At 43.1% G+C, this 18,484-nt stretch carries 15 protein-coding genes; 10 read left to right on the forward strand and 5 right to left on the reverse strand.

Annotated features, from left to right (window positions below):
* The first annotated feature begins 369 nt into the window (after positions 1–369).
* The 3 genes from AC1DXF_RS27125 to AC1DXF_RS27135 all read left to right on the forward strand — a co-directional run bounded on the left by AC1DXF_RS27125 (position 370) and on the right by AC1DXF_RS27135 (position 4,062).
* Positions 370–1,992, forward strand: a complete 1,623-nt coding sequence (locus AC1DXF_RS27125) for an ammonium transporter (RefSeq protein ID WP_477451823.1) — start codon at positions 370–372, stop codon at positions 1,990–1,992.
* Positions 1,993–2,177: 185 nt separating this feature from the next.
* Positions 2,178–3,245 (forward strand): porin, encoded by a 1,068-nt coding sequence (locus tag AC1DXF_RS27130; RefSeq protein WP_477451824.1) that lies wholly within the window; start codon positions 2,178–2,180, stop codon positions 3,243–3,245.
* A 223-nt stretch (positions 3,246–3,468) separates the two neighbouring features.
* Positions 3,469–4,062 carry a DUF4468 domain-containing protein gene (locus AC1DXF_RS27135; protein WP_477451825.1) on the forward strand — a complete coding sequence of 198 codons (594 nt, stop codon included), beginning with the start codon at positions 3,469–3,471 and terminating at the stop codon, positions 4,060–4,062.
* A 557-nt stretch (positions 4,063–4,619) separates the two neighbouring features.
* Here the strand turns inward: AC1DXF_RS27135 and AC1DXF_RS27140 are convergent.
* Positions 4,620–5,927 carry an ammonium transporter gene (locus AC1DXF_RS27140; RefSeq protein ID WP_477451826.1) on the reverse strand — a complete coding sequence of 436 codons (1,308 nt, stop codon included), beginning with the start codon at positions 5,925–5,927 and terminating at the stop codon, positions 4,620–4,622.
* A 331-nt stretch (positions 5,928–6,258) separates the two neighbouring features.
* A complete protein-coding gene (locus AC1DXF_RS27145; RefSeq protein ID WP_477451827.1) occupies positions 6,259–6,615 on the reverse strand; it encodes a hypothetical protein in 357 nt (118 codons plus the stop codon).
* A 296-nt stretch (positions 6,616–6,911) separates the two neighbouring features.
* On the opposite strand from AC1DXF_RS27145, the gene AC1DXF_RS27150 reads away from it, so the two are divergent.
* The 3 genes from AC1DXF_RS27150 to AC1DXF_RS27160 all read left to right on the forward strand — a co-directional run bounded on the left by AC1DXF_RS27150 (position 6,912) and on the right by AC1DXF_RS27160 (position 10,002).
* The gene (locus tag AC1DXF_RS27150; protein ID WP_477451828.1) at positions 6,912–7,769 is read left to right on the forward strand and encodes an energy transducer TonB; all 858 of its coding nucleotides are present in this window, start codon (positions 6,912–6,914) and stop codon (positions 7,767–7,769) included.
* A 207-nt stretch (positions 7,770–7,976) separates the two neighbouring features.
* On the forward strand, positions 7,977–8,813 hold the full coding sequence (locus tag AC1DXF_RS27155) for an energy transducer TonB (protein WP_477451829.1): 837 nt from the start codon (positions 7,977–7,979) through the stop codon (positions 8,811–8,813).
* 361 nt (positions 8,814–9,174) lie between these two features.
* A complete protein-coding gene (locus AC1DXF_RS27160; RefSeq protein WP_477451830.1) occupies positions 9,175–10,002 on the forward strand; it encodes an energy transducer TonB in 828 nt (275 codons plus the stop codon).
* Positions 10,003–10,119: 117 nt separating this feature from the next.
* On the opposite strand, the gene AC1DXF_RS27165 is transcribed toward AC1DXF_RS27160, so the two are convergent.
* Positions 10,120–10,575, reverse strand: a complete 456-nt coding sequence (locus AC1DXF_RS27165) for a GNAT family N-acetyltransferase (RefSeq protein ID WP_477451831.1) — start codon at positions 10,573–10,575, stop codon at positions 10,120–10,122.
* A gap of 163 nt (positions 10,576–10,738) precedes the next feature.
* Here AC1DXF_RS27165 and AC1DXF_RS27170 point away from each other — a divergent pair, with 163 nt between their 5' ends.
* From AC1DXF_RS27170 to AC1DXF_RS27185, 4 genes are all read left to right on the forward strand, one after another.
* Positions 10,739–11,260, forward strand: a complete 522-nt coding sequence (locus AC1DXF_RS27170) for a hypothetical protein (RefSeq protein ID WP_477451832.1) — start codon at positions 10,739–10,741, stop codon at positions 11,258–11,260.
* 132 nt (positions 11,261–11,392) lie between these two features.
* Positions 11,393–11,584, forward strand: a complete 192-nt coding sequence (locus AC1DXF_RS27175; RefSeq protein ID WP_090648758.1) for a cold-shock protein — start codon at positions 11,393–11,395, stop codon at positions 11,582–11,584.
* A 221-nt stretch (positions 11,585–11,805) separates the two neighbouring features.
* Positions 11,806–13,620: a cell envelope integrity TolA family protein gene (locus tag AC1DXF_RS27180; protein WP_477451833.1), complete on the forward strand. Its 1,815-nt coding sequence runs from the start codon at positions 11,806–11,808 to the stop codon at positions 13,618–13,620.
* A gap of 231 nt (positions 13,621–13,851) precedes the next feature.
* Positions 13,852–16,401, forward strand: coding sequence for a DUF5686 and carboxypeptidase-like regulatory domain-containing protein (locus tag AC1DXF_RS27185; RefSeq protein WP_477451834.1), 2,550 nt, complete (start codon positions 13,852–13,854; stop codon positions 16,399–16,401).
* A 205-nt stretch (positions 16,402–16,606) separates the two neighbouring features.
* Here the strand turns inward: AC1DXF_RS27185 and AC1DXF_RS27190 are convergent, their stop codons facing one another.
* Both AC1DXF_RS27190 and AC1DXF_RS27195 read right to left on the reverse strand, forming a co-directional pair.
* Complete coding sequence (locus AC1DXF_RS27190; protein ID WP_477451835.1) at positions 16,607–17,161, reverse strand: hypothetical protein; 555 nt, start codon at positions 17,159–17,161, stop codon at positions 16,607–16,609.
* A 71-nt stretch (positions 17,162–17,232) separates the two neighbouring features.
* A complete protein-coding gene (locus AC1DXF_RS27195) occupies positions 17,233–18,240 on the reverse strand; it encodes a dienelactone hydrolase family protein (RefSeq protein WP_477451836.1) in 1,008 nt (335 codons plus the stop codon).
* Positions 18,241–18,484: the final 244 nt, after the last annotated feature.

Here is an 18,484-nt window from a genome sequence, read left to right on the forward strand (position 1 = left end):
TATTTAAATGTTTAAATCTGTTTTATTGGTATTTATAGCTTTTTGGTATTTAAAATTCATTAAAATTTATCCTCTTTTTGGGTTTTGAATTGCGATTTTTGTAATTTTTATAATTTTTATTATGTTTTTTTTGTTAAAAATTTGTTATTGTTAAAATTACTACCTAATTTCAGGAAATAATTTAGATAAACCCTGTAAATATTATGTTTTTTATAAAAAAGTGTAGGGTTTATTGGTCAAAACCTAAAGAGCGGTTTTTTAAGGTTGTTTTTTGAAGAATTTATCCCTTGCAATCAGACTATTAATATAATACAACAATCAAACTAAAATTAAACTATTAAAAAACAATCAAACTAAATTAAAAAACAAATGAAAGTAAGTTCTACAAAATTAGACCTCCTAAGTTCAGTCCGACAGCTGACACGTGAGAAATGGGCGCTGGGAGCTACCATTTTTACAGGAAAAATGATTGGCCTATTGCTGGTTTTTGCCGCAATGATGGTTTTACCCGGTGTATTTGGCACATCTGCGCATGCTGCCGATACGTATACGGCCCATGAAACGTCGTTAATTAATACAGTTAACACTGTGTGGACACTGGTTGCTGCCTTTTTAGTATTTGGTATGCAGGCGGGTTTCGTAATGCTTGAAGCAGGTTTTGCCCGCAAAAGAGAAACGGTGAACGTTTTAATGGAGTGTATTTTTGATACTTGCCTTTGCGGTTTGTTATTTTACGCCATAGGTTACGCCTTTATGTTTGGCAACGGTAACGGCTTTATTGGCTGGGGCGGCTTAGGTGCTGATGGCAAAACCATCACCAACTGGTTCTTCCTGCAAAATACGCCCGAAACTTATGGTTCAACAGGTATCCCCGTTTTGGCACACTGGATATTCCAGTACGCTTTTGCCGATACTTGCTCAACTATCGTATCTGGTGCAATGATTGGCCGTACCAGCTTCCGTGGCGATATTCTTTACAGTATAGGTATTACAGGTTTTATTTATCCAATAATTGGCCACTGGGCCTGGGGACCGGATGGTTTCCTTGCGTTAATGGGTACTTCTGGTATTTTCCAATCAATAAGCGCTCAGCCTTTCCGTGACTTTGCTGGTTCAACAGTGGTACACACTATTGGTGGTGTTGCTTCCCTGGCAGGTGCAATGGTATTAGGCCCGCGGTTAGGCAGGGTTTTTGCCCGTGACGATAAAGAAAAAGGCGGATTACCTCCGGGTCACAACTTATTGGTTGCCGCTGTGGGTGGTTTCATCCTTTGGTTTGGCTGGTATGGTTTTAACCCTGGTTCAACATTATCGGCAATGGATATGCAGGGTATTGGCCGCGTAGCTGCCAACACTACGCTTGCTGCCTGCGCCGGTGGTTTTTCTGCAATGTTATTTGCATTATGGTTTGGCCCAACAAAAGGAAAGTTTGACCTTGCTTTTACTATCAATGGTTTCTTAGCTGGTTTAGTTGCTATAACCTGCCCTTGTTACTGGGTTAGCCCGTTGGGTTCAATCCTGTTAGGTGCGGTTGCTGGTGTTATCATATTTGCAGGTGTTTACCTTATTGAGTGGTTCCGTATCGACGATCCGGTTGGTGCGGTATCTGTACACGGTTTAAACGGTATCTGGGGTACTTTATCATTAGGTTTCTTTGCATCCGGTCAATATGGCTTCACAGGCCCAACTGGTCCTGATAATACAGCACCGGTTACCGGCTTATTTTATGGTGGTGGTTTTGGTGTGTTAAAAGCGCAGTTTATTGGTAGTTTAACTATCACGCTTGCTGTGTTTGTTGTAACCTTTGCAATGATGTTTATCATCAACAAACTGCCTAACCCATGGAAACTACGTATTGAAGAAGAAGGCGAAACAGGTGCCGGCGGTATCGATGTATTTGATCATGGTATTGAAGTTTACCCTGCTCAGGATGATGAGATCAGCTTAAGCGGCCTTTTTGATAAAGATGTAAAATCTCCATCTGCAGTATAATAAAATTCTATAATGCCTTGTGCGGTTGGTTATTAAATACCGACAATCTTTTATCGCCAACCGCACAGGTATTTTTTCACAATCTTATAAATTCAACCAGCTTCACTAAGGGCTATTGTTGTGCATTAGCCTAATGGGGAAGCTTTATTCAACCAAATCAAAATCAAATCAATTAAATCGTTATCATGAAAAAAACACTTTTACTTTTATCTGCCCTTTCAATTGCTGCTTTTACGGTTAAAGCACAGGATACGGTGAAAACCACATCGGATGCCCCTTTGGTTATCTACGGTTCGGTAGATACCTACTTCAAAAAAGATTTTGCTAATAAACCAAATATTCAAACCTCTTTCGGATCTGATAATAATTCAGTATCAATTGGTATGATCGATTTGGGTTTGAAGAAAAAAGTAGGCAAAGCAGCGTTTGTAGGCGAAATGTCTTTTGGGCCGCGTGGCCAGGAGCAATCAATTCCTGATGCTATTTATGGGTCATTGCCGGCTGGTACTTCAAGCTACCACATTCAAAACTTATACGTTTCTTATGATGTAACAGATAAGTTTAACTTAACCGCTGGTTACATGGCTACATTTGTAGGTTACGAGGTAATTAGCCCTGTGGGTAACTTTAACTATTCAACTTCTTATTTATTCAGCGCAGGCCCGTTCCAAAATGCAGGCTTTAAAGCAACTTACGCTTTCTCTGATAAAGTAAGCTTGATGGCCGGTATTTTTAACGACAACTGGAATACCTACAAATCAAATTCAGCTACACCAGAAGTATCAACCTTTGGTACGCAGTTATTTGTATCGCCTGTTAAAGGCTGGACCGCTTATATTAACTTTGCAAGCGGCAAATACTCTGGTACTATATTGGATTTAACCACCGCTTACCAAATAACCGATGCGTTTAAATTAGGTTTAAATGCTGCGCGTAAAACCGGTATGGGTGCTTATAATTACTATGGTTATGCTTTGTATCCTCAATTGGCTGTTTCAAAAGCAGTTACTTTTGGTTTAAGAGAAGAATATTTCAAAGCCAAAGCAACAAATGGTGGTCCTGATATCGGCATTACTCCGGGCAACTCGGTGTTTGCTTCAACTTTAACTTGCAGCATCAAATCAGGTCCTTTAACTTTTATCCCTGAGTTTAGGTTAGACCATACTAAAACCGCTGATGTTTTCTGGAAGAGTGATGGCACTCCTTCAAAATCAGCCGGTCAGTTTTTATTAGCCGCTGTATACGCGTTCTAAATTTAAATTAAAACATTATTTTACAAAAAGCCTCCCGATATAACCGGGAGGCTTTTTATCTTTATAGCTGCGTAGAGTCAAGAGTTAAGAATCAAGAATTAAGACAAGGACTTCAAAGTTGAATAGATTTGAAGCCCTTGCCTTGGTTTGCTGATCTCTAAATAGCAAAGCAGGTGTGCTTTTTATCTTGACTCTTGATTCTTGACTCTTGATTCTTATTTATATGAAAAACATCTTCATTGCTCTAATCTGTATTCTTTCTGTAAAAAATGCCGTCGCCCAAAAAGACACGCTGGCTTTTGATGAACATAATAAATATATTTATTATCAAACCGCTGATCAGCCGGGGTTAAGGAAGGATACCTTGTACAGCCGGGGATTGTATTTTATGCACAAAGCTTATCCAAAGGGTAAGCTAAAAATTACCAAAGCTGATGAAACCCAGGGTGTGTTGAACGGAGAGGGTAGCTTCGTAGTGTCAAAACGGTCGCTGTTATCGGGCAGTCTGGGCGGCGAGATAAGCTACACGTTAAGAATAGAAGTTAAAGATTCGAAATACCGCTATTGGTTTACCGATTTTAAGTTTACCCCTTATAAGCGCGACAGGTATGGTATGGAGGTTTTAGATCCTGGCATTACATTCCCGATGGAAGAGGCGAAAAACAAGCTGGAAAAAAGGGATGTTGCCGTTTATTTGGATAAGATACTCAATTATAGCAGGCAAAACGGTACGGTTTTAAAATCATATATGCTAAAAACAACGCCAGCGAAAAAAACAATCCAGGAATTAAAAAAGATATCAACCAAGGATTGGTAGTTCATGGTATTAGTTCATTGGTTCACTGGTTCATTAGTTCATTAGTTCATTGGTTCATTGGTTCATTGGTTCATTGGTTCATTGGTTCATTGGTTCATTGGTTCATTGGTTCATTGGTTCATTGGTTCATTGGTTCATTGGTTCAAACTGCGGGGGCGATTTTGTTTTAAATATTTTATTTTTGGCCATTGTTGCCGTGCTGGTTGTTTGATGCTTGATATTCTTTTCTTCGATACGATAACCCGTAAGCGCCTCCTCTTTATTAACAGACTTTGAAGTAGATTGGTGAAATTCGACCCAATTCGTGAAATTCGTGTAAATCAATTCGTGTGAATCAAAAAAGCCGCCCCTTAAATTTAGGGCGGCTTTAGTTTTTAAATTAGCCTTGGCGAGACAATAGTAAAAACGTGAATTCTGTTTTGTTAATTGATATTATGTTTGATTTTCTTTATCCAATACGATAATTTGTAAAACAGCTCCTTTTTTGTAAAAGTTTTTAAAGCTGATTAGTGAAATTCGATCCCATTCGTGAAATTCGTGTGGATCAATTCGTGTTATTACAATTCCTCGTCGTGCTGGCTGATATCCAAACCTGCTAATTCCTCTTCAGGTGTAACGCGTAATGTGCTTATCATATCTGTTATTTTTAACAGTAATAATGATCCGAAGAAGGCAAATGCCGACACGCCAACTAAAGTGATCAGATGAAGAAAAAACAAATGAGTTTCGCCATAAAATAAACCATTACCTGTAGTGTTGGCACTATTTACATTTTGATGCGCGAATACACCGGTTAACAGCATACCAACCATACCGCCTACACCGTGGCAAGGGAATACATCAAGTGTGTCGTCAATGCTGGTTTTGCTTCTCCAGATAACTACAAGGTTGCTTACAACCGCAGCAACAATACCAATTATTAATGAGTGAGGAATGGTTACAAAGCCTGCTGCAGGTGTAATTGCAACCAGGCCAACTACGGCACCAATACAGGCACCCAGTACACTCGGCTTTTTGCCGCGCAGGATATCAAAAAACATCCAGGCCATTGCTGCTGCTGCAGATGCTGTTGTTGTAGTAGCCAAAGCGGTAGCTGCAAGTGTGCCCGAGCCTAAAGCAGAGCCGGCGTTAAAGCCAAACCAGCCAAACCATAATAAACCTGTACCTAATAATACGTAGCTGATACGGGCAGGAGAGTGCGCTGTTTGGTTACGGCCTTTTAAGTATAATGCTGATGCAAGGGCTGCCCAGCCGGCGCTCATGTGTACAACGGTACCGCCTGCAAAATCAAGCACGCCTTTGCCAAACAGGAAACCATCAGGATGCCAGGTAGAGTGGGCCAAAGGCGCATATATAAATACCATGAACAGGCAAAGGAAAATAACATAGGAGTTAAACCGGATACGCTCGGCAAATGCGCCGGTAATAAGGGCCGGGGTAATAACCGCGAATTTTAACTGGAACATGGCAAACAATACCAATGGGATGGTAGGCGCAAGTTTCCAGGTGGCGTTCCCAAGGGTGCCCTTCATCATAAAAAAGGTACGCGGATCGCCAATGAAACCGCCAATGGTATCGCCAAAGGCAAGGCTAAAGCCAAAAATAACCCAGATAACGGTGATAACGCCCATACAAACAAAGCTTTGCAGCATGGTTGATAGTACGTTTTTTTTGCTCACCATACCGCCATAAAAAAAGGCAAGTCCGGGTGTCATGATCAAAACAAGAGCGGTACTAACCAATAGCCAGGCAGTGTCGCCGGTATCAATTTTACTGTCTTTAACGGTTGTTAATGTAACCGATGGAAATATAAGGGCAAGTACTATAATAAGTATTAGTATGCCAAATGGTATGAATTTTTTCATGCTTGGGGTTTTAGGGAATGGTTAATAAAAAGCTGAAAGCTTAGTGCCTAAAGCAGAAAGCTTTTTTTACAAAAGCCAGGTTTATACAGAATTAGTGAGCCCTGATTGTACGGGCTTGCCATGATTATGTATAAACAAGAATTAGTTAATAAATGATTTTAGTTTAATTGATAGTTTAAGAAACTGCCCGGTACCCAATCAAAAATACCGGGCAGTTCAACAATTATACCGCAGGCATCCAATCAAAATGCCTTTGGATATTTAAACTAATTTTTAAAAAACAATAAACACGGTTGTGTAATCAGCACAGCCGCGTGTAATTGTTTAACTATTACCAAAAAGCGTGGAATGGAAAAAGGATGAGTTTGCGGAACCGCGATAGCTCGCTTGTACCCCTGCCGCAAATGAAGTTGAGATACTTAACGTGTATGGTGTAAAAGTTGGGGCTTGTATAAAGGAATGGCAGCGAATGCGGGCCACGATGTTGCTGCAGGTTTATAACCTGTACCGGTGCGTTATTAAGGCTGTAATCATAGTTAAAAGGAGTGTGATGATTGACAGCGGCCGATACTGATGTCTTTTTGCTCTCTTTATGGTTAATATGATACAATCCTCCCCTTGCCGAAGCAGAAAGCCCCGAAACTAAGAGGAAAATTGTGACTATAAACCGATAAAGCCTGCTGATCATGTCTAAAAGTAAGAAAAAAATAAAATAAACGTGATTTTTTTACAAGTATTTTAACTTTTTATCGGTTTGTATATAAAATATGTAGCGGTTTTGATTTTTAATATACTGATTATGAAAAAAATGTACGCAATAAAAGCCCTTTTTAACTGATTTATAAGGCAAAATATGGTCTTGATGATTTTTTTGTTGGCGAGGTAATTTTTGTCATTTCTGTTTAATAATAAATGGATTATTGCTTGTTTGTAAAATATAATGTATGTAAAATCGTTATATTGATGTAATTAATTCTTGAAAAAATGCATTCGGCCAAATTTGATTTGTACAGGGTTGAGTGGCTCGACTTTGTATTTGACCATCGTAACAAAGTGTACGGTGCTTACGAATTAAGGCAGCATTACGGGCGTACTATGACGAGAGCACTGGCCATAACATTAGCCGGTGTTGCGGTTTTTGTAGTGCTAAGCTTGATTTTTAAACCAAAACCGCCCGAGATTTTTAAAATAACCGTGGTTGATTTAAATCCGCAGCTTGTAAAGCCTGCCGAGCCTTTGAAACCAGCCGAACCGGTAAAGCCTGCTGAACCACCAAAACCAGTGGCACCGGTTAAGGCCGCGCAACAGGTAGCAACCACCAGGTTTGTTACGCCTGTGGTTGTGAATACCGAACCAACTGTTGAGCCGCCGGTAATTAGCAAAATTGAAGGCGCTATTGGTAATGCGGATATTAAGGTTGCGGGCGGCGGAAATGTTCAAAACGTACTTGACAATACCGGGACGAGGGACGGCACCGGTACAGCGCCGGTGGTTGTTCCTGTAGTGGATAACACCATCCATGATTTTAATGCCCTTGAAGTTATGCCCGAACCCGCCGGCGGTGCAGCGGCCTGGAGCGGTTTTTTGCAGAAAAACCTGCGGTTCCCGGTTATAGCCCAGGAACAAGGTGTATCCGGGCGGGTGATCATGAGTTTTGTTATCGAAAAAGATGGTCATTTATCAAACATAGCAGTTGAGCGCGGCGTAGGGTTTGGGCTTGATGAAGAAGCGTTGCGGGTACTAAAACTGGCCAGGCCCTGGAAGCCGGGTATGCAGAACGGCCAGCCGGTGCGTGTTAAATATGTAATACCAATTAAGTTTCAATTAGCTGATAGTAATTAAAAGCGGGCTTCCAGGTTGCAGGAGCCCTCATGTTATGATGGGCAGGAGTGGGCGATTGGCCCCGCACAACGCGGGGCCTTTTGCTATCCCGAAACGAAGGTTTTTGATGGCTTGCAGAATTTTATTTGGTAATAATCGATTTTTTCAAAATAAAATATACTATTTGTTTTGAATTGTCGTTATTTTCGAAACTAAATTCTTTAAAAGATGTCAGCAACAAAATTTAATTTGTACAATGCCGAGTGGCTCGACCTTGTATTTGATCATCGTAACAAAATGTACGGTGCTTACGAACTGCGTCAGCATTACAGCCGTACCATGGTTAAAGCTATGGCTTTAACCTTTGCCGCTATTACTGTTTGGGCGGTGGCGAGCGTGGTGTTCAGGCATAAACCAGGGGCCGAAGTTATCATTAGGGATGTTCCTATATTGAAAGTATTGCCACCGCCCCCGGTTTCGCCCAAAGTGCACCAGGTGATACCACCTCAGTCTGCCGGAACTCAGCTACCCAAGGATCTTTCAAGAAAAATCAATTTCCCGCCACCTGTTGTTGTGCCCGAAGAAAAAGCTATCGATCCGCATACGGTGGCAGAGCTTCAAAAGGCAACTATATCCAATACAGATCAGGCCGGGCCGGACGCTCCTGCAGGAAATATTTTAGATGTTGATGTAATAACCGAGGGGCCTGGTACAGGTGCTATCACCGAGGATGAAAAGGTAAGGCCTTTTAACGAAGTAGAAGTATTACCACAGCCCGATGGCGGTATGGCCGGCTGGGCCAGATTCCTGCAAAAGAACCTGCGTTATCCTGCGCCCGCCCGAGAAGTTAATATATCGGGCAAAGTGTTAATCAGCTTCATTGTTGAAAAAGACGGCCAGCTATCAAATATAAAAGTAAGCCGCGGTTTGGGTTATGGGTTGGATGAAGAATCTGTCAGGGTGTTAAAACTGGCCAAACCCTGGAAGCCAGGCATCCAGAACGGGCATCCGGTACGTGTAGCTTACAGTATCCCATTTGTCTTTCAGTTGGCGGAGGAGAATTAGTGATGGGTTTGTTGGGAGAAGGCTCGGTGTGCGGGTTGCGAGGTTCGAGAGAGAAGGTGCGGGTTGTCTGGATCGGGTTGCGATAGTCGATTAAAAAGGTTCGTGTTGCGTGTTGCGAGGCTCGGGCAGAATAGGAGCCAGGCAAAGTAAAGGGTTCGGGTTGCGGGGGGATAATAGGGGCGAGCCTAACTAATCCATGCGCCATTATCTGTGCAACCCGCAACCCGAACCAGGCAACCCGCAACTCACAAGAAAATGAAATTTTGATGAAATTTATTTTTTTGTAATTTGATCTTTTTTTGAGTTTTGTAAAATATAACAAATGCTTATTCGTTATAGTAGAAATTTAATTCTTTAATTTATGCCTATCACAAAATTTGATTTGTACAATGCCGAGTGGCTCGACCTTGTATTTGACCATCGTAACAAAGAGTACGGAGCTTATGAATTAAGGCAGCACTACAGCCGGACCATGAGCAAGGCCATGGGCTTAACTTTTGCAGGTTTAGCGGTTATTGTAATATCGGCCTTTGTTTTTAAAGGCAAACCGGCAGCAATGGTTAAAATGACCCCTGTTGATCTGACTACCGTTCTGACCCAGCCTCCGGTGGCGCCGCCAAAAAAAGCTGAGCCCCCAAAATCTACAGAACCGCCTAAGCCTGCTGAGCCTGTAAAAACAGTTGCAAGCCTGCCGCCGGTTGTAGTACCTAATGACCCCATTGTGCAACCGCATACTACCGCCGAATTACAGGCAAGCACAATTGGAGCCACCGATAGTAAGGGAGCTGATAAGCCCGGTAACGCCATGGATGTTAATACAAATAAGGGTACAACAGGCACCGGCCCTGCAGTTGATAATGCCATACATGATATGGATGGCAGCCTTGAAGCAATGCCTGAGCCGGTAGGTGGTGCAGCGGCGTGGAGTAAATTTTTGCAAAAGAATTTGAGGTTCCCGGCAGTAGCGCAGGAGCAGGGGGTATCTGGTAAGGTGTTGATGAGTTTTGTGATAGAAAAAGACGGTTCGCTGTCAAATATAAAGGTAGAACGTGGCGCCGGTTACGGGTTTGATGAAGAAGCGTCCCGGGTGCTAAAGCTGGCCAAGGCCTGGAAACCCGGCATGCAAAACGGCCAGCCGGTGCGTGTTAAATATGTAATACCAATGAATTTTCAGTTAGCCGATCAGTAATATTTAAGTTGCGGGTTTCGGGTTGCGAATCTCGTGGGTGTTGTGATGACAGATGTGTGTGATTGTGTGTTAGCCTCCGGAAAGATCTTCGGGGGCTTTCTTTTTTGGCAAGGTTACTTACAATGCCTTCCTGAAACAGATGCTATCCGGCAAATCAACATATGGCCCGTATTTGGGGATAGGCAGGTAGCCCGATCCGGGATATAAGCTTAAAGCTTCTACCTGTTTTTCGCCGGTTTCCAGCACGGTGTATGTGTAGCCTAAACTATGCGCCCAGGTTTCCAACTCATTTAATATCAATTTGCTGATGCCATTACCGCGCGCATCGGGGCGTACAAACATCCGTTTTACTTCCGCAGCTTCGGCATCATAAGGTTTAAAGCAACCGCATCCTGCAGGCTGATCGTTAAGATAAGCTACCACCACGGTATCATTTTTTTCGATTACGTTGTGCCGGTCGTAAATATCCATCATATCGCCGTTGCGATCACGCAAATCGGCATCAAGCTGGGTTACAAGTGTGCGGAAATCGGGATTGTCGCTGGTTGTGCGGGTAAGGCGTACTGCTTTCATCAAGGTAAAAATAGCAGAAGATAAAGATAAGTTGGGTTTGAGAAGAGATAATTTTAGGGAATTGAATTTTATCAGCTTTGAGTTGCTTGTTAAAAGATAAGTTATGTGCGTATTAATCAAACCTTTTTGATAATATATTGTCGTACTTTCAAATTAACTTAATATGAAAAAAATAATTTTCGCCGCAATGGCATTCCTAAGCTTTTTTAGCTTTAAGGCAGCCGATGCCCAGGTAAGTGTTAGCCTTGGTATTAATATAGGGAGCCAGCCCGCATGGGGCCCCGTTGGTTACGACTATGCCCGTTACTATTACATGCCGGATATTGATGTATACTACTCTGTGCCAACACATCAGTATGTTTATTACCAAAACAATGCTTGGATAAAGGCAAGTGTGTTACCCGGCAGGTACGGTAACTTTGACCCGTATCAAAGTTATAAAGTTGTAATAAACGAAAGGGACCCGTGGTTAAGGAACAACGTTTACCGTACAAAGTACGCAACTTACAAGGGGCGCCGTGACCAGGTTATTATCCGCGATAGCCGTGACGAAAAATATCGTAAGCATTGGGACAACGGTAAGCATAAAGGCTGGGACAAGCAAAAATATAAAAAGAACGATGGGGGTAATGATGGCCGTGGCAATGGACACGGTAAAGGACATGGTCATAAAGACAAAGATTAACGGCCTGCATTTAGCAAAGCTGTTCGTGTTCAGGGTTAACTTTGTTTTTTTTACCCAAAATTAAACTATTTTACCAATAGTAAAAATGTCGATTATTTAGCGTATGTTTGCAACTTATTAATATACAATATAATGCAACAAGGAACAGTAAAATTTTTTAATGACGAAAAAGGTTTCGGATTTATTACACCGGCAAACGGCGGAAGCGAAATCTTCGTACACTCATCTGGTTTAATTGACAACATTCGCGAGAATAACTCAGTTAGCTATGACGTAGAAGAAGGTCGTAAAGGCCCAAATGCAGTAAATGTTAAAATAGTTTAATACTCTATATAATCATTTGTAAAGCCCGCTCCTGCAAAGGAGCGGGCTTTTTTGATGTGTGTATGCTTTTTGACGGGGGGTATTCTCTATCCGCTTACGTAAATCAATTTCAGCCGTCTGCTTTTCAATTTTTACTTTTCAAATCAATTTATCCATTCCCTTGTTAAGCAATTAGTAAAAGTCGCCGTGGTGGTTGCTTAATGCAAAAGCAAAATCAATATATGACGGCTTGGGTTTTTAAAAATAGGTGGCGAAAAGTAGTGACAATTGGTGTGGCAGCGGTGGCCGTTATCCTGTTGGTAGTGGTGTTTTTTTTAAACAGTTTTTTAAGCAGCACCCTCTCCGCGAAGCTTAAAGAAGCTGTGCTTAAAGGTACCGATAGCTTGTACCGGGTAAATTTTAGCAAACTTGATCTTAATGTATTTAAAGGCAGCGCTGTACTGCACAATATCACTTTTACACCTGATACCGCCTTATATCGCCGGTTACAACATGAGGGCCGCAGCCCCGGCCATTTATTGGAACTGAAAGTAAAGCGACTGGAAGTTTCGGGCGCGCACCCGTTAGATATCTGGCTGCATAAAAAGGTAGATATAGGATTGATCGATCTCAACGATCCCGAAATATACATCAGCAAAAACGGCGATAAACATCAGCCTAAAAAAACGGTAGATAAGCGTACCCTTTATCAAAAGCTTTCTGAAAGCTTTACGCTTATCCATGTTGCCAATATCCGCCTGGGCGGCATCAGCTTTACCTACCGGGATAAATCGGGCCCGAAGCCATCCGTTCATGTATTAAAAGAGGTGGATATACATGCTACCGACCTGCTTATTGATTCTGCAACGCAGGCCGATACCTCACGAACGCTTTATTGCCGTGATATTGTTACCCAGCTTAAGCATTATACAGGCAAATCTGCAAACGGACTGTATACCTGCAAAATAAATTCCATGAAGTTATCCACTAAAACCTCCAGGCTGGATATTGCCGGGATAGATGTGCAGCCGCTTGCCATAAGTACGTACCTGGCCAAAAGTCGCACTGATCGTTTTGGTCTGCACCTGGATGCCATTACCCTGCACCATTTTAACTACCGGAACTATCGCCGGGGCAACAGTTTGGATGTAGCCAGGATGGTGCTGAACAGGGGCGAATTCAGCATGTTCAGCAACCCCAACGGGCCGCTTAAAACTACCGATAGGCTGGTCACTTTTCCCAATTGGGCCATCCGCCGGTTAAAAATGGGGCTGCAGATTGACACCCTTGATATCAAAAACCTTGATGTAAATTACAGTGAATTCAAAAAAAACAAATCGCGCAAAACCGGTACTGTAAGGTTTAACGCTGTAACGGGCAGGTTTCTTAACCTTACCAATAAAAAGGCCTTGCTGCAAAAACAGCCCCTGGCTACTGTAAACCTTAGCACATTGTTTATGGGCAAAGGCAGGCTAAACCTTAGCTTTGGCTTTAACCTGGCCGATGCCGGCTATAGTTACAGCTACAAAGGCCACCTGGGCGCCATAAACCTGGCCGATGTCAATGCCGCCGTAATGCCGCTTGGATTGGTGCGCTTTACATCCGGCAGGGTAACCAGTCTTGATTTCAATATCCATGGCAACCGGCATTTATCTACAGGCAAGGTTACGCTTTTGTACAACAACTTAAAGGTTGATATACTGAAGCCAGACGATCAACAAGGGTATGCCACAAAAGGCATCAAATCGTTATTGGTAAATACACTGATACTTAAAAGCGATAACCCCGATAACGGCAAAACCATACCTCGCGTTGCCGATGTCGCTTTTATCCGTCCAAAAAACTTTCCTTACTTTAAAACTATCTGGCTTACCCTACTCGGCGGTCTTAAAGGCTGCGCCGGCATAGGAAAGGCCGACGAAAAGGCAAAAAATCAACCGCTAACCCAAAAAGAACAAAAAGAAAAGGCCGAAGCGCTAAAAAAGGCGCAGGAAAAGAAGGATAAAGAAGACCAAAAATTTAAAGAGAAGCTGAAAGGTAAAGAAAAATCAAGTTGATAAACATCAGACCGGTAGTGTTTTTGGCCTGGTGGCGCAACCTGCATTTTAATAATTATGTGGAAACATAAATACTTCAAATCTGTTCTTAACGTTAAAGTGTTTAATTTGCTATTTACTTTTTTGCCACTAACTTTTTGTAACCCCGCCAGTAAGCTAATTTTGCTACCGCGGCACATACGTCGTTTTTTTCGGAATTTGATTGCCGGTAGTAAACGAAATAAAGGCAGCTTGATTTTTTTTCTTTTATTTTCATTACATGCCGCTGCGCAGCAAACGGATAGTGTAAAAACAGCTAATAGCCGTACTACAACCGTGAGCGGCCATATTGTCGATGATGCTTCCGGTTTACCACTGGCTTATATCAGCATTGTTTTTAATGGCAGTAGTTTTGGCGCAACTTCCAATCAGCAAGGTAATTTTCAGTTAAGCGCGCCGGGTGCGTTCACCCTGGTTAGGTTTTCGTACGTGGGTTATCAGTCGGTTACCAGGGCTGTTAAGCCGGGGCAGGTTAACAATTTTCAAATCCGGATGCGCAGCCGCCAAACCGAGCTAAAGGAAGTATCCATTAAATCGGGTAGAAAGCAGCGTTACCGCAATAAAGACAATCCCGCTGTCGAACTCATTCAGCAGGTGATAGATCATAAGGACCAAAACCGGATGGAAAGTGCTGATTACCTGCAGTACGACCAGTACGAGCGCATCGGCATGTCGCTTTTTCACCTGTCGCCAAAGCTTATTAATGGCAAGTTTTTTAGCAAGTATAAATTCATGATCGATACAACGCTGCAAATAAACGGGCAAAAGGAAACTTCCCTGCCGGTTTATTTTAGCGAGAAGCTGTCTCAAAATTATTACCGTAAAAACCCGCCCAAATCTATCAGGGTTTTAACCGCCCAAAAAGAAGTTAATATTATTAAGTTTACTGATACCGTTGGGTTGGCTATTTACTTTAACCGCCTGTACGGTAATACTATCGATATTTACCAAAACAACATCTTTATAATTACCAACCAGTTCCTGAGCCCCATTGCCGACCATTCGCCGCAGTATTATAAATTTTTTATTACCGATACCATTCAAACCGAAAAAGGCAAACTGATCGAGCTCAGCTTTACGCCACGCAACAAAGGCGATCTCCTTTTTGAGGGCCGCATCCTGATCACGATGGATGGTCGTTACGCCGTGGAATCGTGCGAACTGAATGTTAACAAGCAAATTAATATCAACTTTATGCGCAGCCTCAAAATCAATCTTGATTTTGAACCGCACGCCGATGGGCGCTATTACCTTAAAAAGAGCGATGTGGTGGCCGACTTTGGCGTTATGAAAAATAAAGGTACCGCCGTATATGGCCGGCGCACCGTGAGCTATGATAATTACAAGCTAAACCAGCCACAGGCAGCGCTGTTTTACGAAGGTAAAAGCGAGCAAACGGCGGCAAATTCAAACAAGCCCGATACCGCTTACTGGGCGCAGCACCGGGCCGACAGCCTTACCACCCAGCAATCCCAACTGTATGCAAATATCAACAAGCTGGAGGCTATGCCTTCTTTTAAAAAACTAACCTGGATAGCTGCTACCCTTACCAGCGGGTTCGCAAGTGTGGGGCCTACCCAGCTGGGGCCATTAGGGTCTTTTTTTGCTTATGATAACCAGGAGGGCGCCCGTTTCCAGGTGGGCGGGCGCACAACGCCCAAACTCAGCAGGTTCATTTTCCTGGAGGGCTATACGGCCTACGGTATAAAAGATGAAAAAGCTAAATACAATTTAGTAACCTATTTTTCTTTAAACAAAACAGCGCCATACGTTTACCCTAACGACTATTTTAAAATAAGCTACCGGTATGATGTGGACTTGCCGGGGCAAAGCTTTGCGGTAAGCAATCAGCAGGCCGCGCTTACATCGTTTCATACCGGTACCACCAATTACTGGCTGTATAACCGCATTTTTACGGTGGCCTATGTTAAGGATTTCGAAAATCATTTCTCGTACAACCTGGCCTTCCGCAACTGGAACCAGCGGCCTGCCGGCACGTTGCTGTTTCAATCAAATAACGATAATAGCCTGATCAACAGTCTCACAACCAGCGAAGTTGCCCTGGGCCTGCGGTATGCGCCCCACGAGCAAATTATACAAGGCCCGCGCGAACGGCATACCATTTACAGCAAATATCCCATTTTTAACTTACAAATTAACCATGGCTTTGCCGGCCTGCTCAACGGGGCTTATGATTACAATAATATCTCGGCAAATATTTACAAGCGCTTTTACCTTTCGCAGTTAGGCTTTACCGATGTTACGCTGCTGGGTACCCTCATCACCGGCAAAGTGCCGTTCCCCTTGCTCAATATTCCCCCGGCCAATCAGTCGTTACGGTACAATCCCGATGGCTATAACAACATGAACTACCTGGAATTTGTGAGCGACCATTACGCGGGCATCAACATAACCCATGCCTTCAACGGCTTTTTCCTGAACAAGATCCCCCTGATCGAACATCTTAAATGGCGCGAGTTTATCTCGTTTAAAGCGATATATGGCGGTTTACGCAATGAGAATAATCCGCTGCTCTCTGCCAACCTGTACAATCTGCCCCCCGCGCTGGGCAACGCCAATGGCACCTATGCGCTGGGCAGCACCCCCTACATTGAAGCCGGCGTTGGCATAGGGAATATATTTAAACTGCTGCGGGTTGATGTCATCAAACGTTTCAACTACCTCGATCATCCCGGCGTAAACCAGTACGGCATTAAGTTTAGTATTAACCCGGATTTTTAGGGGAGCGATAGTAGCCGGTGCAAAGCCAGGGAGGGGTTTGCCGCCAAATCCTTGCTTTAGCTTTTGGGCCTCCCGGCTAAGGTTGAAAAATTGTACTGAAAAGACATATGCCAATTACGCTAAATAAAAAACAGGTTGACTTTTTTGAGCCAACCTATTTTTTTATCATTTTTATTGATGTTTATTTCTCTATTAAATGCCCGTATTACTTTAAACTCACACCTACCGCTGCCCTTGTTTCGTCATAAAACAAATTCAATGTTTTGGGCTTAGATCCGGTTGGCAAACGGTAAGTTATCTCGTTTGATTCTTTTGTAGATTCGGGTTCGGCAGAAACGTATCCTCCTGATGTTTGCGATATGGAGGTGTTATTATCAAGCACCAACCTAAAATCCGACGGTGAAACACCAACGCTGTTGCCGCCAATTTTATTTTTATTGGTAACCGTAATCTTAAATGTCATTTCAATTCCTTCCGATTTTCCATCTGGATCGCTTAGGTCTGTTGCGCTTACCGGGCTTATTTTTATGCTTGCTTCTTTTTGTTTGCCAACTAGGGCGCTATCGGGCGTAAACGATATAACGTACGTTTTGGGGGTGTTACCGGCCGGCGCGTCGGCTTGGGCCACAGTCTCTTTCGGGGCATCTTGTTTAACTGTACTATCAGTTTTGCCATTAGCTTCACCGGCGCCGTTTTTGGGCTTACAGGCAAATACAAGCAGTGAAACAGAGAGCATGGCGAATAACGATTTTTTTTTCATAGTGATTTTATTGTAGTTGATAATATATTGATTTAGTTTTTTGTGGGTATGGTGTTTTTGGTGTTTGTCTCCTAATTACAGTTAGCGCTTCTTGGATTAGTTGGGCTTCCGCAAGAGAACTCATATTTACTTTGACTGTATTTGGGGCTGGGGTTATCGGTAACCTCAAGCGGGGCCATAAATTGACCATTATAGCCCGGCATGGCCACTTGTTGGGCCGAGCCATTACCCAACGCCACGTTTTTGCCGGCAGCGCTGCCGGCAAAACTATAATCCATCAGCGCATCCAGCAGCCTGTATACCCCGTAGTAATCATAAGCATCATACGCGTTTCTTGAATTGGGCAGCGTGTGGTATGTGGTATAATTGTAACCGGCCACTGTAGATGGTTTCAGGTAATAAAAGTCTTTTTCGCTGTTGGCTATATTGATGTTTTTAAAAATATCAATGGCCAGCCGGTGGTCATTAATTACATCTTCATCATAAACCTGGCTTATCATTTTGGTATTGGCCGGAAAGCTTTGCAATTGGGCCTGGGTAATTTGGTAACTGTACCAGGCCGCCATGGTGAACAGGAAGCGGCCATTTTGTCCCCAATTGTTTTGGGTAAATGCCTTGTAGCCCAGGCCTATGGAAGCCCCGCCGCCGAAAGAATGCCCCATAAAACCCACTTTTTTGGTGTCAATAATATTGGGGTAATCTGCCGCTGCTTTGGTAAAGCCGGTCCACAGGGTGTAGTAACGATGATCGATACTGATATCATTGGTTGCATACGGAACAAACACTACCACATAGCCTTTTTTTGCGATGAATTCAAACAGTCCCCGGTTGTATTCCTTGTTTTCGCCCCCATAGGGGTGGGAGTAAAATATGGTTGGCCTGGGCGTGCTGATACCGGCAGGATAAAAAATGGTTACGCTGGTGCCCGCGTATTCGGGATTGGGAAAACTGATTTCGGCAACCTGGTAGGCGCCATCGGCTCCGTATCCCGATGCTGGCCGGGAAATAGGCCCCTGCAGGTCATCATCCGGCGGTTCGGTGTTGGTGGTGTTGCTGCTTTTGGAACATGCTGACAACATTATCAAAAGCAAGAGAATGTTTTTAGTTAAGATGTTTTTCATTTTTTGTATTGCTTTTATTTAAAAGTTTAACCTTTTTTTGATGCATGACCGTAAAACAAGGCCTCAGTTTTACAAACAACGCTAAACTTCCGAAAAGAAACGGAACCGGAGGAATGCCTGTTTCCTGTTCCGTTTTCCGGCCTATTAAGCTTCACGCCGGTTTATACCGTGCAAAGATGGGTTGCAAAGGGCAGCGGAAAAG

The organism is Mucilaginibacter sp. P2_A5 (assembly GCF_056404995.1).